Genomic DNA, 21497 nt, shown 5'->3' on the forward strand with positions numbered 1-21497 from the left:
TATAAAATATTGTAATTTTATTTTCACATTCTAAGATGTATTCGGCTTATCGCAAAAGATAAAATGTTCATCCAGTTTTTTATACAGGTTCGGCAAAACCCATTAAAGAATCGGATTAATGTTTCCTATGTTAATTATAGGATACTCTCTCTTTTCTGTCATGGCTTAGATTGCGAAGCAATCATATAGTTTTTTATCTAAAAGACGTGATTAGTATGTTAAAATAGTAGTTAAATCATTAGAGAGAGGTGCCAGTTAATGGCCGTTCAATTTATCTTAGGAACAGATCCTAACAGTAAACGAAAAGTTTTAATTGATAAGATGTATGAGCAATTAAAGAAAGACTCTAAGATGCAAATGTTGTATTTGGTACCTGACAACGTGAAGTATGAAGCGGAAACCATGATCCTGCAACAATTCAAAGATAAAGACGAGCGTTCTAAATACAGCGGAATGATTCGCTTACAGGTCTTTAGTTTTAGTCGTTTAGCTTGGTATTTATTACAGAATAAAGCCATCTATCAAAAACCGCAATTAACAGATAGTGGATTAGCTATGTTAGTCAAACGGATTTTACAAGAAGAAGAAGAAAATTTAACAATCTTTAGAGGAGCTAGTCAGCAGACAGGTTTCATTGAGCGTTTAGTCACTTTGTTTAGTGAATTACGTAATGGAAAAATAAATCCTACAGATTTATTTGAACTAAAAAATCCTGCTGAAATGGAAGAGTCCGATGAAGATAATGATTTTACACGAAAAATGAAAGATTTATCTCTTTTATATAACAAATACGATGAAGCCTTGAAGGGGAAATATGTTGAGCGAGAGGATTTATTTCAAGAACTAATTAAATATTTTGAAGAAAATAGCCAAAAATTTAAACATATGACTGTGATTATTGATCATTATGAACATTTTTCAGCACAAGAACAAGAACTAGTCATTACACTAGCTAAATATACTCAAAATGTTCAGATTTGCTTAACAATAGATGCACAGACAGTATATTTAAATAATGATCTAAATAATTTATTTTATCGACCTGCTAAAACCTATCAGCAGTTAATTCATGAATTAGGAGCTCATCAAATTCATGTATCAGAAGATTTTATTGTTCCTTCTAATGTGAATAAACTTGAAGAGGTCCATTCAAAAGAAATGACAGAATTAGCCAATTATTGGATGGAAAGTAGCGGGCCAATGACCCGAGCAGATACAGAAAAATATAGAAATAAACCCTATGAAAACATTGAATGTTGGGCTGCTGAAGATACAGCGACAGAAGTCTCTCATATTGCTACAAAGATTAAAGGAATGGTCGCTACAGGCCACTACCGTTATAATGATTTCCAAATTATGACACGTGATTTGGAAAATTGTGCACTCAATGTAGAAAAAGCCTTTGTAGAAAATAATATTCCTTTTTTTATTGATCAAGCAAACACCATGTCTCATCACCCAATATTAGAGTTTATTAATAGTTTATTTCTTTTGAAAAAGAATCATTATCGACTGGATGATGTTTTCAGGTTTTTACGTACAGAATTATTTATTCCTGATTATGATGTGTTAGATATGAGTGAAGGAGCCTTTCAAACTCAAATTAATGAATGGCGACAAAAGGTAGATATCGCTGAAAATGTAGCCTTGGCGTATGGCTATAAGGGAAATGATTGGATTAGAAATAAAGAATGGGTTTATATGGGCATAGAACTAGACCAAGAGAATGATCTAAGTGATTATGACCAAAAAATCCAAGATATTGCAAACAGTGTACGAGAAGCCGTTAGAGATTTTATTGTACCTTTTACAGACCAATTGGAAGAAGGACGAACAAATAGAGAAATTGCTGGATTATTGTATCAATTCATGGAAGAAATAGGTGTGATTGGTCAATTACAACTATGGCAAGACCAATTAATTCAACAAGGAGAATTAGAGGAAGCACGTGAACACGAACAAGCCTGGAATACTTTTATTTCATTGCTAGATGAGTTTGTTGAGGTATTAGGGGATGAAGAGTGGGATATTGATCTATTTGTATCTATTATTGAAACAGGCTTTGAAGAAGCTACTTTTGGGATGGTTCCACCGACGATTGACCAAGTTTTAGTTACAAACTTTGATCTTCCTAAAATTCAGCCGAAAAGGGTTGTATTCTTGATCGGCTTAACGGATACTCAGCTACCACAAGTACAAGGAAATCGTTCTTTACTAACAGATGAAGATCGTGAACTTGTTGAAAGCTCATTAAGTTCCGAAAAATATTTAGCAGTCTCTGAGTTAGAGAGTATGGCAAATGAGCCATTTAGTTTTTATTTAGCCATGTTGCAAGCAAAAGAAAAAATTATATTTACTTATCCAATTAGCAATAATGATAATGGAGAGAATCGCATCAGTCCTTATCTAACACGACTCAAAAATGCTTTATCGTTAGAGTTACAGTTTAAACAGTCAACAACCACGACAGATCCTCTCAAACAACCGAAGGATTATTTAGCATTTATTGGTTCAAAAATGCATACTTATGGACAAATGCTGATTAGTTTGCGTGATGCTATAGATCATCAAGATACACCTGCAATGTTTTGGCTAGGCTTATTTAAAAAGCTGTATCAGCCTGAAAATAGCCGCCAAAGAAGACTAATAAATAGTTTAAATCATAAAAATATTCCAAAACCTTTACCAGAAAATTTAGCTGAAGATCTCTATGGAAAAGATTTGTATTTATCCGTTTCACAACTTGAAACATTTTATGCAAATCCTTATAGCCATTTTTTAATTTATGGTTTACGTTTAAAAGAGCGTCAAATCCAAGAGTTATCGCCTATTGAATCGGGTATTTTTTACCACGATGCTCTTGATTTAATTAGTCGTCAACTCGTCACTTTGGATAGAGATTTAGCTACTATTTCTAAAAAAGAACTTCAAAATATTACCAGTGATATTTTTCAACTTCTTTTAGAGTCAAATAAATATCGTTTATCACAATCTTCTTACCGAATGAACTTTGTCTTTAACCAGTTATCAAAAACTGTTGAAAACATGGTTTGGTCAATGATTCATCAAGCAAAGAGGACAAAATACAGAGTGAATAAGACAGAGTTAGTCTTTGGACAACTCGGTCAAGAAAAGGGAGTCACCGGTTTAGCTCTCCCTTTGAATAATAACCGGAAACTTCATTTGCGAGGAAAGGTTGACCGAATTGATACCTTTCAAGAAGGAGATCAACTATATGCGGGAATTATTGACTACAAATCTAGTGATACTACCTTTAACTACCAAAGTATCTATTATGGCTTAATGCTACAAATGATTACTTATTTAGATACAGTTATTACTTTTTCTGAAGATATATTTGATCAAAAAGCAAAAGGAATCGGAGCATTTTACTCGACGGTTAAAAATCATTATGTTGATTTAAAGAATATGGGAGATAAATCATTAGAAGAGGAATTATTAAAAAATTATAAATTAGATGGTCTGATTATTGATCAACGGGAGGTCCTAGAAGCAGCGGATGTGTTATTAGAACCTAAAGAAAGTTCCCCTATATACAATTTATATTTAAATAAAAATGATCAGTATACAGGCAAGAAGATATTGACTGAAGAAGAATTTAATTTATTAAAGAAATTCAACCGGGATAAAATTATTGAAGCTGGAAATAATATCTTAGCCGGAAAAAATACTTTACATCCCTTTGATCAACGGAAGATAAAAGTCCATACACCGTCCATTACAGGACCTTATCGGGCAATCTCACAATTTGATGCATTGCTTCCAGAAAACAATTATAAAGATGTCATTAAACTGGATAAAGATGATTTTTTTGATTATCTAAGAAGCTTATATTCAAATTTAGAACGAAATGATTAGGAGGTCAATATTCATGGCAGATTTACCAATGAAAACGAAAGATTCACTTTTTACAGATCAACAGTGGGAAGCGATTCATACAACAGGGACCAACTTATTGATTTCAGCTTCTGCGGGTTCTGGAAAAACAATGGTTTTAGTGAATCGAATTATTGAACATATAAAAAAAGGAATGTCAATTGATGAGTTATTGGTGGTTACCTTTACAAACGCAGCTGCTAAAGAAATGAAGCAGCGTGTTCAATCTACTATTCAAAAAGAAATCAATAGTGATCCAGATCCACAAACGCGTCACCATCTTGTTCAACAAATTCCTAAACTGGGACACGCAGATATTTCAACCTTACACTCTTTTTGTCTGCAAGTGATTGAACGTTATTATTATCTAATTGATTTTGATCCTGTATTTAGACAACTAACAGATGATACAGAGATTGAATTAATTAAAGAAGAAGTCTGGGAAGAATTATTAGAGAATCTTTATGAAAAAAGAGAGGATTCTTTTATTCAGTTTATGGAAACTTATTCTGGAAGTCGGAATGATGATCAAGTCACAGAAATGGTTTTTCAGTTACATGATTTTTCAAGAGCGCATGAAGAACCTACTCATTGGTTAAATTCTTTAACTAATTTGTATGATATCCCTACAGAAAAGCTAGAAGAAGCTGATATTTATCAGAAATATTTAAAAGAACAGTTTATTGAAGAAATTGATTATTTTATCCAATTGATTGACCAAGCTCTTGAATTAACAAATCACGAAGAAAGCCTAGAAAAACAAATTAAAATTTTTGAAGAGGATCGAAGTCATTATGTAAAGCTAAAGTCATTAATTGAGCATGATCATTTAAATGAAATTTACCAGCTAATAAATGTTGGTTTTAAATTTTCAAGGTTAACAGCTCCTCGAAAAAAGACAACACCTGAAGAAGTTATGGAGATCTATCGTGAAGAAATTAAACCATTACGTGATGAAGCAAAAGAAGCTTATACAAAATTCAAAGCGAATTTTGCCTTAAGTCCAGATAAACAAGTAGAAATTATTCAAGCGACAAAAATTCATGTAGAAGTTTTGGCCGATATGACGAATCAATTTTCAAAGAATTACCAACAGTATAAAAGAGAACGAAAATTAGTTGATTTTAATGATTTAGAACATTTGACCTTACAAATTTTAAAAAATGATGAAGAGGGTAAAATCTCCGAGGCTTCACGGTATTACCAAAATAAGTTTAAAGAAGTTTTGGTCGATGAATATCAAGATATTAATGCACTTCAAGAAGCAATTCTCTTATCTCTGTCTCATTCAAAAGATACTACAGGAAACTATTTTATGGTTGGAGATGTTAAACAATCTATTTATGGCTTTCGTTTAGCAGATCCCAGTTTGTTTTTATCAAAATATAAAGAGTATGCAGAAGGAAATAGCGGCAAAAGAATTATTTTAGCTGAGAATTTTCGTTCCAGAAAAAGTATCTTAAGTTTTACGAACTATATTTTTACCCAACTTATGGATATAGAAGTTGGGAATCTAGATTATGATAAGAATGCTGAGCTTGTTTATGGAAATAGTGATTTTATAGAAGATGAGAAATATGCGACTGAACTACTCATTTATGAAAAAGAAAATAATGAAAAAGAAAATGAACAATCTATTAATGAAGAAAACGAGATAAGCAATGAACTAGATATTACTACAAAGACAACGGGTGAAATATTAATGGTCGCAACCCGTATTAAAGAGCTTATCCAAGAAAAGTTTGAGATTTACGATAAAGAAGAGAAGCAAATGCGTCCACTTGAATATCGGGACATTGTGTTATTAACACCGACTAAAAAAAATAATGTAGAAATTCAAGAAATTTTCCAAGAAGTGGCCATCCCTTCAATTATTAATGAAACACCTAATTTTTTCCAAACCACTGAAGTGACGATTATGATGTCTTTATTAAAAATTATTGACAACCCCCAACAGGATATTCCTTTTGTTGCTATTTTACGGTCGCCAATTGTAGGTTTAGATGAAATTGACTTAACATATATACGTTTACAAGATAAACAGGTCAACTTTTATGAAGCTACTTTAGCTTATGCTGAGGCTTCTTTTGAAGACCCTAAAAATATTCACTTACAAAAGAAAATCCAAGCATTCTTAAGGAACTTAAATAGATGGCGTGAATATGCTCGTAAGCATAGAGTAGTAGAGCTAATTCGATTACTGTATAAAGAAACAGACTATCTTCAATACGTTGGTGGGTTGAGCGGAGGAAAACAGCGTAGAGCCAATCTTGAGGCTTTATATGAAAGAGCTGCATCTTATGAAAATACTTCTTTTAAAGGTCTATATCGTTTCATCCGTTTTATTGATAAGATGCAAGAAAAAGATAAAGATTTAGTGGAACCCATTTCCATTTTATCTGAGCAAAATGCGGTTCGAGTGATGACTATTCATGCGAGTAAAGGACTAGAATTTCCCGTTGTTTTCTTAATGGATATGTCAAAACGCTTTAACGCAAGTGATTGGACAGGCACTTATATCTTTGATCGAAAACTAGGTGTGGGCTTGGAATACAAAAATCCTGAAAATTTTGTTAAAGCATCCACGCTTGTAAGTGAAGCAATTAAAACGGTAAAAAAACAGAATGGGTATGCCGAACAAATGCGTTTATTATATGTAGCTTTAACTCGTGCAGAGCAAAAACTCTTTTTAGTAGGTTCCATGGAATCTAAGGATAAGGCATTTGATTTATGGAATAAGGGCAATAGTCGCATAGATCACCTTCTTTCTGCAAGGCTGCGATTGCAAACCAATAATTTTATGGATTGGATAGGTTTGGCGATTGCAAGACATCAATTAGTTGAAAATGAAGTTTCTTCTCTACAAAAAAACAAACAAATAAAAAATTATCCGGTTCAATTTTCTTGTCATTTTTATTCTGATGAGCATATTATGGAAGAATTACAAGAATTGAATGTAAATGAAGAGCCCGCTTGGGTAAGTGAATTAACAGATAATAAGATGCAGCTGTCTATTAATAAGGAAACAGAACATGTTATAGACCAAGCAATGGCTATCATTGAGCATGATTATCCTTATCAATTATCTACAATTACAACGAATTATCAATCGGTGTCAGAAGTGAAGCAATTATTTGAAGAACCGAACAACGAAAAATTAGCAAAGATTGATTGGACGGATGAACCAAGAATTAATCGGTACACGACAAATTTACTTGAACGTCCTAAATTCTTACAGGAGGAAACCTCTCCTAAATCAGCTGAGATTGGACAAGCTACGCATTTTTTATTACAAAATATTGATTTTAGCCAAAAAATTACCAAGGAAAGTTTAGAGGTAGCCATTCAACAAATGGTTGAAGAGGGTGTAATGAGAGAAGAGGTGGCTCATGGTATTGATACAGAAAAGATCGATCAATACTTTCAAACCTCTTTTGGCCAAGAGATTATAAAACACCAGGCTGATTTAGAAAAAGAAGTTTTGTTTTCTTTAATGATGGAAGCACGAGATGTATTTACTGGCATGGAAACAGTGGCTGATCCTATCTTAATTCATGGGATTATAGATGGTTACTTTAAACGAGGGGACGGCCTGGTCTTGTTTGATTATAAAACGGATCACGTAGCGCATCTTGGCTTACAGGCTGAAGAGGAACTTGTACGTAGATATCGAGGACAGCTTATCTTGTATAAACAAGCTCTTGAATCTATTACACATCTTCCTGTAGTTGAAACGAATATTATCTCATTAGACTTAACAAAAACAATTTCCATTAATCCATAAAAGAGTTAGATTGGATGTTGAATTCAAAGAAAATAAAAAGACACCAAAAAGATCATTTGTCCTTTGTGATCTTTTCGGGTGTCTTTTTTTAGTTTAGTATTTATTCAAAAGTATAAGTTGCTCCTTCTGAATAAGTATTTCCAGCATTCCATAATAAGAATTCATGCACGCCATTATCAGCTAATGCGCGAATTTGATCGGTAACTTCAGCAGCACCATAGTTTTTATAATTCCCAGCTCCTAAATAGGAAGCAGTAAAATCTTGAAGCCATGGACGAGTAGACGGTGCATCTTCGCCTAATTCATCTAAAATTTCTGCTTCAATTTGTATATAATTATTGACAACATTATAAGGCTCTAAATCAGGAATTGCGATGTCTAAGTTCCCTAAGCCCCAATGACTAGGGTAGATCATACTAGAAATGACATCAATTTCTTTAGCTATTCCTGGGAAGCTTTGGCCAATACCTTCTGTTTCACGAACAACTGCAGCATAACCAAAGATATCAACAGAAACATCGACACCAAATGGTTGAAGTTGCTCTCTAGCATAACTTACAAAATCTGTAACAGCTTGGTTTCTAAATTTCATATTAATGACATCCTCGTCATCATCTCCATAATGACCATGGCCATAGTTTAGCTCCTTATCGTAATTTTCGAAGCCTTCTGGGAAACGAACGTAATCAAATTGAATTTCTTTAAAGCCAAGTTTCGCTGCTTCAGTCGCGATTTCAAGGTTGTAATCCCACACTTCTGAAAGGTAGGGATTTACAAAACTATCCCCATTATTGTTTGACCATAAAGATCCATCAGATCTTGTAAAAGACCATTCAGGTTTTTCTTTAGCCAGTAAAGTATCTTTAAAGACAACCATACGAGCAATTGGGTAGATATCATTTTCTTCTAAGACCTGCATTAACTCTTTTGCATCAATCATATCTACAGTCATTTCATTGATTAGCTCATTATCACTATTTAAATTGAGTGTGATATTTCCATGATCATCTTTAATATCGATAACCATAGAGTTTAAATCGGTTTTATTCATTAAGTCAGTTAAGTATTCCATACGACTGCCACTTGCTGAATGAGCCGTTACGTAAACACCTTTTACACCATCTTCAGGGTAAGGAATATCTACGCCACTATCATAGACAAATTTTTGTGGAAAATGATTGGGAATAGTCAACAAGCGATCGTAATTTAAAGTTAAAAAGTCTGTTTCAGGCTCTATTTCTTCATCAGACTCTGTTGCTTCTGTGTCTTCACTCTCATCTTCTTCAGCATCTTGTTCATTATCAGACTCTGCTTGAGAAGAATCTGATGTATCGGATGAAGCTTCCGCTAATAAGGTTTTTAATTCGTTTATCTGACTGTCCATTTCAATAAACTGATCATCTAATGCATAAGTCTGTTCTTGTAAATCATGGTAATCATCATTAACTGTTTCAATTCCATCAGAAAAATTTTCGTAGGTAGCTTCTTCTGAAACAATTTCTTGCAAATATTTTTTTTGAGTAGTTAAAGATTCTATGTATCTTTCTTGATAAGTCTCTATTTGTTGCGTAAAATCTAAGAAGTTGTCAGAAATTTGTTGAATCGTATCCTCTGGTAAGTCGTTTCCTTCATAATTTTGAAGTGTTTCAGCTTGTGTATTTATAGATTCGATAGAGTCATTGATATTTTCTATTGTTGTTTCACGCTCGCTAATATTTTCCATAACAGAAGCAGACTCATCTTGAAGAGTGGTTAGCTCTTTGTCTTCAGCCAATACAGTAGAAAATTGATCATCCATGGTCAATTCTAAATCATTTAATTGGTGATTAGCTTCTACTATTTCCTCTAAAGAAGTATTCAACTCATCCGTTGATTCTTCAACATCTTTTACGGATACATTAGACCCGCATGCAGTTAAAATTAAAGAGCTAGATAAAGTAAGTCCTATATATAATTTTTTCGGCATTGTAATCGTCCTTATTTGAAATATTTTTTTATTGATTAAGAGATTAATTGTTTATAAATACATTTCTTACAATAACACATATTTAAATGATTAAAAACCCAAAAGAATAAAGAAAAAATGAAAATGGATAAAACCACTTTTAATATGAATGGATCCGTCAAATTTATGTTATTATGTATCTTGTACTTAAAATAATATAGAAAAGAGTGCATCAATGTTTTTATACTTAATTTTAACCATTATTCTCGTCACTATTGATCAAATCACAAAGTATTTAACCGTACAAAATCTTGCATTATTTGAAGTAAAAGAAATTATACCCAAATTTCTATCCTTTACCTATATTCAAAACTCAGGAGCAGCGTGGAGTCTTTTAGAAGGTAAAATGTGGTTCTTTTATATCATTACATTGATTGTTATTGCCTTTCTTTTGTATTATTTATATACAGAAGGTAGGAAAGATAAAATTCTTGGAGTTATTTTATCCATTATTTTAGCAGGCACCCTTGGTAACTTTATTGATCGCGTTCTTTTTCAATACGTAGTCGATATGATTAAATTAGAATTTATCAATTTTCCAATTTTTAACGTAGCAGATATGCTATTAACTATCGGAGTAGCAGTTTTACTTTTTTATACTATTTACGAAGAAAAAAATCCACGTCCAAGTGAGGGGGATATGAGATGACAAAAAACAATGAAAATATTGAAGAAATAATTACTTTAACAGTTCCAGTTGATGCAGGAAGAATTGATAAATACCTAGCCAATGAATTAGAAAATATGTCTCGTTCAAAAATTCAATTACTTATTGATGAACAGAATATACTTGTTAATGATGAACCGATTAAATCAAATTATAAAGTTCAATCACAAGACGAGATTCAGATTTCTATCCCAGAACCAGAACCTATTGATGTAATTCCTGAAGATATACCATTAGAGATTATTTATCAAGATGAAGACATTGCAGTAATTAATAAACCCCAAGGAATGGTCGTCCATCCAGCAGCGGGGCATAATCATGGAACCTTAGTCAATGCCTTATTGCACCACATTAAAGATTTATCCGGAATAAATGGTAAAATACGACCAGGAATTGTGCATCGATTAGATAAAGATACTTCTGGAATACTAGTGATTGCAAAAAATGACGAGGCTCATGTGAAGTTATCTGAGCAACTACAAGATAGAAGTATGCAAAGAAAGTATTGGGCGATTGTTCACGGAGTTTTATCGCATAATCATGGAACAATTGATGCACCTATTGGAAGAGATCCAAAGAATAGACAACAATTTACTGTCGTAACTGGAGGAAAAGAGTCTATTTCTCATTTCCGAGTGCTCGAACGCTTTAAAGACTATTCATTATTAGAAGTATCGTTAGAAACAGGTCGTACCCATCAAATTCGAGTACATCTTAAATATATTAATTTTCCAATTGCAGGGGACGAAGTATACGGGCCAAAAAAGACATTAAAAGGAAATGGACAATTTCTGCACGCCCATACCGTAGAATTTACTCATCCAAGGACAGGGAATCTCATGCACTTTGAAGCAGAAGTACCCTCAACTTTCGAAGGTGCACTAGAGGAATTAAGATTAGATAGCTAACTGCATAATAATAGGTAAATAAAGGAATTTAGGTCTCTAGACGAAAAACCTAAGAAAATTTCTTTTATATCTTTACTTGTATAAACTATTATGCTAAAATTACTTGTCGAGTGGGTTATTCCACTTAATCATGCAATATTCCGCTGGGACTTATGCACCTATGAATGTTGTACGTGAGAGGAGCAGAAAAATGAATCCATTAATTGAATCAATTACAAAGGAACAATTACGTACGGATCTACCAGATTTTAAAGCTGGAGATACTGTTCGTGTTCACGCACGAATTGTTGAAGGAGATCGCGAACGTATTCAAATCTTTGAAGGCGTAGTAATTAAACGTCGTGGTGCTGGAATAAGCGAATCTTATACAGTTCGTAAGATTTCTAATGGTGTCGGTGTTGAACGTACCTTCCCATTACATTCACCTCGTGTTGCTGAAATTGAAGTTACACGTCATGGTCGTGTCCGTCGTGCAAAATTATACTACTTACGTAGTCGTCATGGACGTGCTGCACGAATTACTGAACGTCGTTCAAACTAATTAAGATTATTGAAGCTCTTGTTGAAAAGCAAGGGCTTTTTTCTTTACAATAGAGTTAAGCGATTTTATTTTTAATCGGACAAGTATACAACAGATTAAAAGATTCACTAGTATTTTTTCATTTTCTACATATTTTAGATATACTAATACATAGAATATTACATTGGAGGATTGCCATGAGCGAATTAACAGATAAGTTTATACAAGAAGCAGAAAGAAAAAATGTAAAGTTCAATGCTAGAGAGATGGAGAGACCACTCAAAGATAAAGAAGGAAATGAAGTGGCTCACAAACAAGTTATTTTGCAAACTGCACTACAAGTCGATCAAAATAAGGTTGTCCCATGTGCTGTAGTCTTACATGATGATGATAAATTAGAATATATTAATTATCAAATGAACTATAATCGAATTGGACTTGTTACAGACCGAAATGAACTACCAAACATTTTAGAAAAAATAAATGAATTAAATGGAATGAAATCAGGTTATTATCACTTTGTAGTAAATCCTGATGGAGAGTTACACATGCGAAATTTAGGAATAATGGGAAATGATCCAACCCCTGCAATTAGTACCTTTATTCATGGAGGTAGGATTTTAAGACTTGTTATGGCTGAATTGAGAGAATTAAAAGGGATAGATCTATCTACCCGACTTGATTAATTAAATCTTACAGTAAAATGAGAACTTACTTCTTCGATTTCTGATGTAGTAGGTTCTTTTTTGTTGTTTAACTAAGTTTGTTAAATGAGAGTAGAAAGAATTGAGGAAACGCATGAAAAAGAAAGAAATAACCCGCTGTGAATGGGTACAAAATAAACCTGATTATTATATGGATTATCATGATAATATTTGGGGAAAACCAGAATACGAGGACCAAGAATTATTTAAATGGTTAAGCCTTGAAATTTTTCACATTGGTTTATCTTGGCAGTTGGTCTTATCAAAATATGACCAATTTATGGCGGCATTTGATGATTTTGATATTCAAACAGTTGCTGCCTATGATGAAGATAAAGTGACCGAGCTTATGGAAAACGAAGGAATTATACGTTACCGGCGTAAAATAGAAGCAATCATTCATAACGCCAGACAGGTTCTAGATATTCAAAATGAATTTGGACATTTTTCTGAATATATATGGCAATTTACAAATCATAAACAAATAATCAATCATTTAAATATACGCTTAACAAAAAGCCCTTTGAGTGATCAAGTAACCAAAGATTTGAAAAAGAGAGGGTTTATGTTTATAGGATCAGTCACCATCTATTCATATCTTCAAGCGATTGGAATCATTAATGATCATGATTTGACGTGTGATTTTCGATAAAAATTCATTGTTTGCTTATCCCTTAAACAATGAATAAAAGAACCTATTAAGATAGAACAGAGAAAAGAATGGTATAATAATTGAAAGATTGAAAAGCAAGGGGATGTAGAGATGGGAAATAACGTAATGCTACAAGCATTTGAGTGGAACTTAGAAAACAATGGAAAGCTTTATGTCCAATTAAAAGAAGAAGCAAAACAGTTAAAAGAATATGGATTTGATGCTCTTTGGCTGCCACCTATGTTTAAAGGAACAGGACAAGAAGATGTAGGTTATGGTGTTTATGATCTTTATGATCTAGGCGAATTTGATCAAAAAGGAACGGTTCGTACAAAATATGGAACTTTAGATGAGTTAAGAGAATTAATTGATGAACTTCATAAAAATAAAATAAAAGTCTATGCAGATGTTGTTTTAAATCATAAAGCAGGAGCGGACTTTTCTGAAGAATTTCAAGCGATTCAAGTGGATGAAGAGGATCGCACCAAAGAAATTTCTGATGTGCACAATATTGAAGGTTGGACAGGTTTTAACTTTCCTGGAAGAAACCAAAAATATTCGGATTTCGAGTGGAACTTTCAGCATTTTTCGGGTGTCGATTATGATCAAAAATCAGCTACGGATGGTATTTTTAAAATTGTTGGAGAAAATAAACAATGGGCAGATGGTGTATCAGAAGAAAAAGGAAATTATGACTATTTAATGTTTGCAGATATTGACCATAAACACCCAGACGTACAAAAAGAATTACTAAACTGGGGCGAATGGTTTGTGAGTTTTCTTGAGATAGACGGTATGCGTTTTGATGCTTTAAAACATATTGATACGAGTTTTATTGAACGTTTTATTAAACATATCGAAGAAAAAGTAGATCGAGATTTTTATTTTTTTGGAGAATATTGGGTTTACGAAGAAAGTAAAAAAAGTAAATACTTATATGAGACAAAATATCACACAGATTTATTTGATGTAGCTTTTCATTACAATATGGTTGAAGCTTCAGAAGATAGTGCAAATTATGATATTCGAACAATATTTGACGGAACACTAACGAAAGAGCATCCAATGTTGTCTGTTACTTTTGTCGATAACCACGATAGTCAACCGGGACAATCACTGGAATCTTTTGTAGATGCTTGGTTTAAAAAAATTGCTTACGGACTTATTTTATTAAGAAAAGATGGTTATCCATGTGTATTTTATGGCGATTACTATGGGATTAATGTCGAGCATCCAATCGAGGGTCATAAAGACATGATTGATCAGTTGCTTCAAATTCGGAAACAATACGCTTATGGGAAGCAAGATACCTATATGGAAAATGAAGATCTGATGGGTTGGGTACGGCATGGAGATGAAAAACATCCAGGTTCTCTGGCTGTTGTTGTGTCAACAGGGAACAAAGGAGTATTGCCCATGTTTGTCGGAGAAGATCAAGCTGGGAAAACATATACCGAGCTAACCAATGATAATACTGATGAAATTGAGATTAACGAAAAGGGATTTGGCGAGTTCGAAGTAGGACCTGGTACCTTATCCTGTTGGGCAGAAAAAATAGAATAAAAAGAAACTTCTCTAGAAAACAATTGAAATCTAGAGAAGTTTTTTTAAAATGAATATTATTTAATGTTTTTTACAAATTCATAAAGTGTTTTTACTGGAATACCGGATGCACCTTTAGGTAGATATTTATTTCCTTTCGAACTGGCATAAGAAGTTCCGGCAATATCTAAATGAACCCAAGGAACGTCTTCGACAAAATATTCTAAAAATGCGGCAGCAAAAATTGTACCTGCACCAACAAAATTTTTAGAGCTATTAACTAAATCCGCATGATTCCCTTTTATTTTTTCTCTGAATTCTGGCGTGATTGGTAGTTGCCACATGTCTTCTCCTGCTGTTTTTGATGCTTTAGTGACATCATCTAGTAAGGTTTGGTTATTTGTCATTGCACCTGTAATGTTTGGTCCGAGTGCAGCAATTACAGCTCCTGTAAGAGTAGCCGCATCAATAATATATTTTGAATTTAATTTAGTTGCTGCATAATATAAAACATCGGCTAACACAAGACGACCTTCTGCGTCTGTATTCATCACTTCAATGGTCGTTCCTTTTAAGGTTTCGATAATATCTCCATTTTTAAAAGCTTCACCTGAAATTAAGTTTTCAGTTGCGCCAATAACAGCCACTACGTTTTGTTGGATATTATTTGAAGCTATGGCATGTAAAGCACCAATCATTGCACCAGCACCTGCCATATCCGTCATCATCGTAGCCATTCCTTTTGCGGATTTTATAGCATATCCACCACTGTCATAAGTTACTCCTTTACCTACTAAGGAAATGACAGGTTCTTTGTCTCCAAGAGGTAAATATTTTAAAACTAACATTCGAGGCTCTTTAGCAGAACCTTGAGAAACAGCTAATAAAGCTTCCGCACCAAGTTCTTCTAAAGCTTGTTTATCAAAGATTTCTACTTCAACGTTTGAATCTTTAAATAAATCAGTTGCTTTGTCAGCTAGGGTTTCAGGATATAAATCATTAGCAGGAGTATTGACTAAATCTCTTGTCACATTAACAGCCTCTAAGAGATGAACGGTTTCTTCAATGACTTCCTCTGCATTATTTAAATCGGTCTGTAAGCTTACATGAGCTAAACTATAGTTTGTCTTATCCTTTTTATACGCATCAAACGAATAATTTGCTTGTAAAAATCCTTCTGTTATTCCTTGAAGTGTATCTTTTTCATTTACTGCATTATATGTAGGAATCTGAACAGAAGTAGATTCAATTTTATGTTCATTTAATACTTGTGCTGCTGTATTCGCAGCTTCGACATAATGATCTCTGGACAGCTGATTCTCTTGGCCAAGTCCTACAACTATTACATTATCTGTATTGGGTCCTAAATAAACAAATTTCTCGTTCAGCTGGCCTTTGAAATGAAACTGATTTAATGCATACTGTGTGGTTTCATCCGTAAGCATCTCTAATTTAGTTCCTTCTGGGACGAAGTAAACAGTCGTACTGAGTTGTTCTCCAACATTTATTTTCATCTCTATACTCCTCAAATTTATATTTAATATTAAAAAATAATTAGATATATTATAACAAATCTAATGGGAATCTCCAAAAATATAAAGTATTTTAAGAATAATTATCTTTTTAAACAGATATTTAGTAGAATGATTAAGAAGAAGAATATAGAGGATGATAAAGTGGATAATTATAAAAAAGATGAAGAGATGAATATTGATACAACTGGTTTAATTGATTGGCCTCACGGTGTAAATTTAGATTATTTTCGAACAGAATCAACCTCCTATAAAGATTTGGATCGTTTTATTCATTCGTATGTTCAATTAGATAATCCATATTTAGTTGATTTTGGAAGTGGTAAGGGAAGAATCGTTTTTTACTTTAACCATGAATTAGATATTCCTACCACGGCAATTGAAGTCAACCGGGTAGCTTTTAGTTATTTGCAGAAAAACTATATAAAATACCAAGAAAAATTTCCCGAAAAAGCACATAAATTAACAATTTTAGAAGAAAAAGCAGAAGATTACCAGGTAAAAAAAGAAGACAATATTTTTTATTTTTTTAATCCTTTTACCTTAAAAATATTTAAAAAAGTCATTCGACAGATAGAGCATTCCTTAAGAGAATACCCGCGAGAAGCAGATATTATTTTGTACTATCCAGGATACGATTATACCTTCTATTTAGAAAAATATTCGATGTTTGGTCTTATTCAAACCATTAAAACCCCTATGTATCCAGTAAATAATCGGGAATGTTTTAAGGTGTTTCGATATATTCCAAAGAAATAAATAAACAAAGCTTTCCTTCAAAGACTAAAACACGAAGAAAAGCTTTGTTTTTATTTACTCATTAAATTTTGACCAAAATTTAATGTCGGCATATTTATAAAAGCCAATTGCTAGAGCGATTAATCCAATTGTAATTCCTACCGAAATTAGCAATCTAGTTGTATCCTCAAGTACGAAGACAAACCAAAAGATAAAGCCAAATATTGCAAGGATGCCAACTACTACAGTAACTAATTGAATCAGAATCCTAACGACTTGGCTGACACCTCGTCGCATTAGTTCATTAAAGTTATTCCATGAAAGGTTCAACAGCTTATAGTCTCTCATATAGTAATAAAGAGACAAGAGATAAGTCATGACAGTAAACCCGATTAGCACAAGGAATGTCGGGATAAATGGTGCCTTTAAATATAACGCCACACCAAGAAGCGCAAGAACACTAATTCCCCATTCTAAAATAAAAGCAAAATAAAATTTAAATTTTAAATAACCTCGAAATGAAATCGGTAAAGATTGAATATAATAATAATTTTCTTTATCAAAAGAAATGATTACCCCACTAATGGATGTTTCACTAATCATAACAAAAGCCAAGCTTATCCCAATTAATAAATAAGCACCCCATAAATAAGAAATCTGCTTTAAAATGGTTAAATCTATTGGAAGATCACCAAAAAAGATAGGACCCATCATAATAACTGGAAAATAAAATTTTGAAAAGAGAATTTGTAAAATCAAAGTCGTATCTTGTAACTGTCTAAATTGGTATTTTAAAAAGACTTTCCATTTAGAAGTGGCTAGATGAGTAGAAATTGCTTTTTCTTTCTTCTTTTTTCTCTTTTGAGGGGCTTCTTCATTTTCAGAATATAAATGAGGGATTACCCATTTAAGCATGGTCAGTAGAAATAATCCACTAACAAAAATCCACAAGCCAATTTTCAACCAACCATTAAGTTTTTCTCCAGAAATAAAGATTTGATGAAATCCTACAAAAAGTGGATTAATTTTTTCATCTACAATATTAAGTCCTGATTCTGTATTATCCATACTACCGCCATAAACATTATAAAAAACAAAGCCAAATAAGAGAATATATAATAAAATGGTGAATATTTTTTTGTGCTTTCTAAAAAATGCCCATTGGTTTAACAAATCCAATAAGATAAAAACACCTAAAACGGTGGCCACCATAATCAATACGGTACTTAATAAACCGATAGGTATGAAAAACCATAAAGAGGTGTCCGTTTGTTGACCTAAAACTACAATAAAAATAAAAGGAGAAACAAAATAGGCAAAGGAAGTAATAATAACTGTCGCTATTTTTGATGTGAACAATTCTCCAATACTAAAGGGCATTGCTAAATAAGTGCTTAGATCTGTATCATCATAAAATAAAGTAAAGATTAACTGAAAAAGTTGCAAAATAGAAAAGGTTACCATAAAACTAATCGCCTGCGTAAAAACCCCAGGAAAATTTGCTAACGGAATATTAAAAATCATCGACCCATATAGAATGACAAAAACAAACAAAATGACTACATTTTGAAGAAAAGTACGCCAATATATATTCTTTTTTTTGAGCTTGTTGGCCTGATTACTATTACTCATTTGACGATTAGATTGAAGCAAATCTACCTCAACTAAAGCTTTAATATGATCAAAACACATTATAAATCACCATCTTCTGAATGATTAGCAATATCTCGATCTCTTTGGTCGGCTTCGCGTCCGGCAATACGTAAATAAATAGTTTCGAGCGACTCGTTTTTGTTTTGGGCTTGTAACTCTTCGATGGTTCCGTTGTACAAAATCTCACCTTTTCGTAAAATTACAATTTCATCACATAGCTCTTGAGCATGCTCTAAATTATGCGTAGAAAAAAGAACAATGTTTCCATTTTTTGCATGTTCACGCATTAATTTTTTTAAATCATAAGTGGCTTGAGGATCGAGCCCAGTCATAGGTTCATCTAATACCCAAATTTTAGGATTTGCCAACAAAGCTCCTACTAAAAAAGTCTTTTGACGCATTCCGTGAGAAAAAGACTCGATTAATTCCTCACTATTTGAATCTATTTCAAACAATTCCGTATAATAAGTCAATCTTTTTTCAAACTGTTCATCTGAAATTTCATAAGCAGTCCCCATAAGTTCCCAATATTCATTAGCTTTAAGGCGTAAAAATGTATCGGGTGTATCTGCTACATAGCCAATTTTGGGTTTAATGTTCTTACGATATTGCGCTAACTCTTGGTCGTCTACGTAAATTTCGCCAGTCGTTTGATTTAAAATACTGACTAATATTTTTATAGTGGTCGATTTTCCAGCTCCATTATGGCCAATTAAGCCAAAAATTTGGCCGTCTTTAATTTTGAAACTTATATTTTTTAAGGCCGTCGTTTCGGCATACTCTTTTGTAATTTCTTTAAATTCGATCATCCAAGTTCCTCCAATAGATATTAATAAATATAGTGTACTATATTTTTAACCATTTCCAAACTATCTCAACAAATAAACCGTTTTGTCGATTCGTTTTCATTAAGAGGATAATAGAGATTTGAAAATTAGAAAAATCGTACTTTTTTTAGTATGATGAGCCAAAGAAATTTGTAGTAAGGAGAGTGTTCAATTGGATAAAAAAAAATTACTTTGGAAACTATTTATATCAACTTTTTATTTAAGCATGTTCACCTTTGGCGGCGGATATGTCATTGTAACCTTAATGAAGAAAAAATTTGTGGATGATTATAAATGGATCTCAGAAAAAGAAATGTTGAACTTCGTTGCAATTGCTCAATCAGCACCTGGAGCGATTGCTGTTAATGGCGCTATCGTTGTAGGATTCAAATTAGCAGGATTTATGGGGGTCTTTGTTTCAATCCTTGGAACGATTATTCCACCTTTCATAATTATTTCATTAATCTCCTTTGCGTATGAAGCCTTTAGAGATAATGTTTGGATTAGCTTAATGTTAGAGGGGATGCAAGCAGGAGTAGGAGCGGTTGTAACGGCTGTCTCTTATGAAATGGCCAAAGATGTTGTCAATGAAAAAGACAAAACATTAATTATTATGATGGTTATCGCTTTTCTAGCGAATGCCGTGTTTAATGTGAATGTTATGCTTATTATTCTTGTAAGTATTCTAATAGGTCTTTTACAAAGCTATCTAGCGAAAAGAGAGGGGAATGAAAATTGATATATCTACAATTATTTTGGAGCTTTCTTCAAGTAGGCATGTTTAGTTTTGGTGGAGGATATGCGGCTTTACCATTGATCGAAAGTATTGTGGTCAAACAGCATGGCTGGTTATCAATTGCCGAGTTTACAGATTTAATTACAATCTCTCAAATGACTCCAGGACCTATCTCAGTGAATTCAGCAACTTTCGTCGGTTTAAGTATTGGTGGGTTTTGGGGAGCGGTTGTTGCTACATTAGGAAATATTGCCCCTTCTATTGTATTAGTTACTTTAATTTCTTGGTTATATATGAAATATAACAGTTTAGATACCTTACAAACGGTATTAAAAGCTCTACGCCCAGCTGTGGTTGCAATGATTGCTACGGCAGGTGTCACATTAATTGTTACTGCTTTCTGGGGAGAGGGAGCGATTGTTCTTTCAAATACAAATATTGTTGCTGTGGTATTATTTGGATTAGGGATGTTTTTCCTTCTAAAATATAATGTGAGCCCGATTCTAGTCATGATTTTAGCAGGAGTGGCAAACGTGTTGTGGGCTGTTTTGAGTGGATCTGTATAATCTTTAAGCTGATTGAACGGTGATGAGCTGAACATTTGCTATACTTAATGTAGATAATAACTAGGGGGAGAATAGAATGAAAGCTACTTTTCATGGTCATGCAGTTGTGTCATTAGAAACAGAAGATGGAACAAAACTTCTTTTTGATCCTTTTATTGATGGGAATGATGCTTGTGATTTGGATGTTAACACGGTAGAAGCCGATTATATATTAGTCACACATGCTCATAGCGATCACTTAGGAGATACGATAGAAATTGCTCAACGAACAAAAGCTAAAATAATTACAACCGTTGAAGTTGCTGATTATTTAAGCTCGTTTGATTTAGAAACGCATGGAATGCAACCAGGAGGCGCTCATACCTTTGATTTTGGAGAAGTGAAATTTACACCAGCTATTCATGGATCTTCTATAGAAATTGATGGAAAACCTCACACTTTAGGGCTAGCGTCTGGTATCTTGGTTACTGCAGATGCTAAAACTGTTTATCATGTAGGGGATACTGCTTTATATTCCGATATGAAACTAATTGGTGATTTATTAGATATTGATTTAGCATTTATTCCAATTGGAGATAATTTTACTATGGGACCTGAAGATGCTTCACTCGCTGCGAAATGGTTACGAGCTAAAAAAATTGTTCCCATCCATTACAATACCTTTCCATTGATTGAACAAAATCCAGACGACTATATTAAAATGTTACATGAAGACATCGGGTTTATCCCAGAAATTGGAAAACCTTTTGACGTTTAAAAATGAAAA

General features: G+C 33.1%; 16 protein-coding genes. 12 read left to right on the forward strand and 4 right to left on the reverse strand.

Annotated elements, in window-relative coordinates; translation table 11 throughout:
• Positions 1-258 precede the first annotated feature (258 nt).
• Entirely contained in the window at positions 259-3879 is a 3621-nt protein-coding gene (locus tag BUB96_RS07965) for a PD-(D/E)XK nuclease family protein (protein ID WP_073298347.1), read from the forward strand.
• A gap of 13 nt (positions 3880-3892) precedes the next feature.
• Positions 3893-7681: a helicase-exonuclease AddAB subunit AddA gene (gene addA / locus BUB96_RS07970; protein WP_073298348.1), complete on the forward strand. Its 3789-nt coding sequence runs from the start codon at positions 3893-3895 to the stop codon at positions 7679-7681.
• Between the two features lie 100 nt (positions 7682-7781).
• On the opposite strand, the gene BUB96_RS07975 is transcribed toward addA, so the two are convergent.
• Positions 7782-9647, reverse strand: a complete 1866-nt coding sequence (locus tag BUB96_RS07975) for a putative glycoside hydrolase (RefSeq protein WP_073298349.1) — start codon at positions 9645-9647, stop codon at positions 7782-7784.
• A gap of 214 nt (positions 9648-9861) precedes the next feature.
• Here BUB96_RS07975 and lspA point away from each other — a divergent pair, with 214 nt between their 5' ends.
• The 6 genes from lspA (at position 9862) to BUB96_RS08005 (ending at position 14700) form a co-directional block, all read left to right on the forward strand.
• A complete protein-coding gene (gene lspA, locus BUB96_RS07980) occupies positions 9862-10335 on the forward strand; it encodes a signal peptidase II (RefSeq protein ID WP_073298350.1) in 474 nt (157 codons plus the stop codon).
• Positions 10336-10352: 17 nt separating this feature from the next.
• Complete coding sequence (locus BUB96_RS07985) at positions 10353-11261, forward strand: RluA family pseudouridine synthase (RefSeq protein WP_073298371.1); 909 nt, start codon at positions 10353-10355, stop codon at positions 11259-11261.
• A gap of 190 nt (positions 11262-11451) precedes the next feature.
• Positions 11452-11802, forward strand: coding sequence for a 50S ribosomal protein L19 (gene rplS, locus BUB96_RS07990; RefSeq protein WP_143274302.1), 351 nt, complete (start codon positions 11452-11454; stop codon positions 11800-11802).
• A gap of 176 nt (positions 11803-11978) precedes the next feature.
• Positions 11979-12467, forward strand: a complete 489-nt coding sequence (locus tag BUB96_RS07995; RefSeq protein ID WP_073298351.1) for a hypothetical protein — start codon at positions 11979-11981, stop codon at positions 12465-12467.
• Positions 12468-12579: 112 nt separating this feature from the next.
• On the forward strand, positions 12580-13137 hold the full coding sequence (locus tag BUB96_RS08000) for a DNA-3-methyladenine glycosylase I (protein ID WP_073298352.1): 558 nt from the start codon (positions 12580-12582) through the stop codon (positions 13135-13137).
• A 111-nt stretch (positions 13138-13248) separates the two neighbouring features.
• Complete coding sequence (locus tag BUB96_RS08005; RefSeq protein ID WP_073298353.1) at positions 13249-14700, forward strand: alpha-amylase; 1452 nt, start codon at positions 13249-13251, stop codon at positions 14698-14700.
• Between the two features lie 56 nt (positions 14701-14756).
• Here BUB96_RS08005 and BUB96_RS08010 read toward each other — a convergent pair whose 3' ends face one another.
• Complete coding sequence (locus BUB96_RS08010) at positions 14757-16193, reverse strand: leucyl aminopeptidase (protein WP_073298354.1); 1437 nt, start codon at positions 16191-16193, stop codon at positions 14757-14759.
• A gap of 162 nt (positions 16194-16355) precedes the next feature.
• Here BUB96_RS08010 and BUB96_RS08015 point away from each other — a divergent pair, with 162 nt between their 5' ends.
• Positions 16356-16970: a hypothetical protein gene (locus tag BUB96_RS08015; RefSeq protein ID WP_073298355.1), complete on the forward strand. Its 615-nt coding sequence runs from the start codon at positions 16356-16358 to the stop codon at positions 16968-16970.
• A 54-nt stretch (positions 16971-17024) separates the two neighbouring features.
• Here BUB96_RS08015 and BUB96_RS08020 read toward each other — a convergent pair whose 3' ends face one another.
• Positions 17025-18641 (reverse strand): hypothetical protein, encoded by a 1617-nt coding sequence (locus tag BUB96_RS08020; RefSeq protein WP_073298356.1) that lies wholly within the window; start codon positions 18639-18641, stop codon positions 17025-17027.
• Positions 18641-19411, reverse strand: coding sequence for an ABC transporter ATP-binding protein (locus BUB96_RS08025; protein ID WP_073298357.1), 771 nt, complete (start codon positions 19409-19411; stop codon positions 18641-18643). The genes BUB96_RS08020 and BUB96_RS08025 overlap by 1 nt, the downstream gene beginning before the upstream one ends.
• A 190-nt stretch (positions 19412-19601) precedes the next feature.
• Here BUB96_RS08025 and BUB96_RS08030 point away from each other — a divergent pair, with 190 nt between their 5' ends.
• The 3 genes from BUB96_RS08030 to BUB96_RS08040 all read left to right on the forward strand — a co-directional run bounded on the left by BUB96_RS08030 (position 19602) and on the right by BUB96_RS08040 (position 21488).
• The gene (locus tag BUB96_RS08030; RefSeq protein WP_200789082.1) at positions 19602-20168 is read left to right on the forward strand and encodes a chromate transporter; all 567 of its coding nucleotides are present in this window, start codon (positions 19602-19604) and stop codon (positions 20166-20168) included.
• Positions 20165-20731, forward strand: a complete 567-nt coding sequence (locus tag BUB96_RS08035; protein WP_073298359.1) for a chromate transporter — start codon at positions 20165-20167, stop codon at positions 20729-20731. The genes BUB96_RS08030 and BUB96_RS08035 overlap by 4 nt, the downstream gene beginning before the upstream one ends.
• 76 nt (positions 20732-20807) lie before the next feature.
• Positions 20808-21488, forward strand: a complete 681-nt coding sequence (locus BUB96_RS08040) for a metal-dependent hydrolase (protein ID WP_073298360.1) — start codon at positions 20808-20810, stop codon at positions 21486-21488.
• Positions 21489-21497 lie beyond the last annotated feature (9 nt).

The sequence above is a fragment of the Atopostipes suicloacalis DSM 15692 genome (genome assembly GCF_900129085.1).
Lineage (GTDB): Bacteria > Bacillota > Bacilli > Lactobacillales > Carnobacteriaceae_A > Atopostipes > Atopostipes suicloacalis.

What these genes read in the sequence shown, in the direction of transcription:
- BUB96_RS07965 (WP_073298347.1), top strand. Translation starts at nt 259, where the DNA reads ATGGCCGTTCAATTTATCTTAGGAACAGATCCTAACAGTAAACGAAAA.
- addA (WP_073298348.1), top strand. Translation starts at nt 3,893, where the DNA reads ATGGCAGATTTACCAATGAAAACGAAAGATTCACTTTTTACAGATCAA.
- BUB96_RS07975 (WP_073298349.1), bottom strand. Translation starts at nt 9,647, where the DNA reads ATGCCGAAAAAATTATATATAGGACTTACTTTATCTAGCTCTTTAATT.
- lspA (WP_073298350.1), top strand. Translation starts at nt 9,862, where the DNA reads ATGTTTTTATACTTAATTTTAACCATTATTCTCGTCACTATTGATCAA.
- rplS (WP_143274302.1), top strand. Translation starts at nt 11,452, where the DNA reads ATGAATCCATTAATTGAATCAATTACAAAGGAACAATTACGTACGGAT.
- BUB96_RS07995 (WP_073298351.1), top strand. Translation starts at nt 11,979, where the DNA reads ATGAGCGAATTAACAGATAAGTTTATACAAGAAGCAGAAAGAAAAAAT.
- BUB96_RS08000 (WP_073298352.1), top strand. Translation starts at nt 12,580, where the DNA reads ATGAAAAAGAAAGAAATAACCCGCTGTGAATGGGTACAAAATAAACCT.
- BUB96_RS08005 (WP_073298353.1), top strand. Translation starts at nt 13,249, where the DNA reads ATGGGAAATAACGTAATGCTACAAGCATTTGAGTGGAACTTAGAAAAC.
- BUB96_RS08010 (WP_073298354.1), bottom strand. Translation starts at nt 16,193, where the DNA reads ATGAAAATAAATGTTGGAGAACAACTCAGTACGACTGTTTACTTCGTC.
- BUB96_RS08020 (WP_073298356.1), bottom strand. Translation starts at nt 18,641, where the DNA reads ATGTGTTTTGATCATATTAAAGCTTTAGTTGAGGTAGATTTGCTTCAA.
- BUB96_RS08025 (WP_073298357.1), bottom strand. Translation starts at nt 19,411, where the DNA reads ATGATCGAATTTAAAGAAATTACAAAAGAGTATGCCGAAACGACGGCC.
- BUB96_RS08040 (WP_073298360.1), top strand. Translation starts at nt 20,808, where the DNA reads ATGAAAGCTACTTTTCATGGTCATGCAGTTGTGTCATTAGAAACAGAA.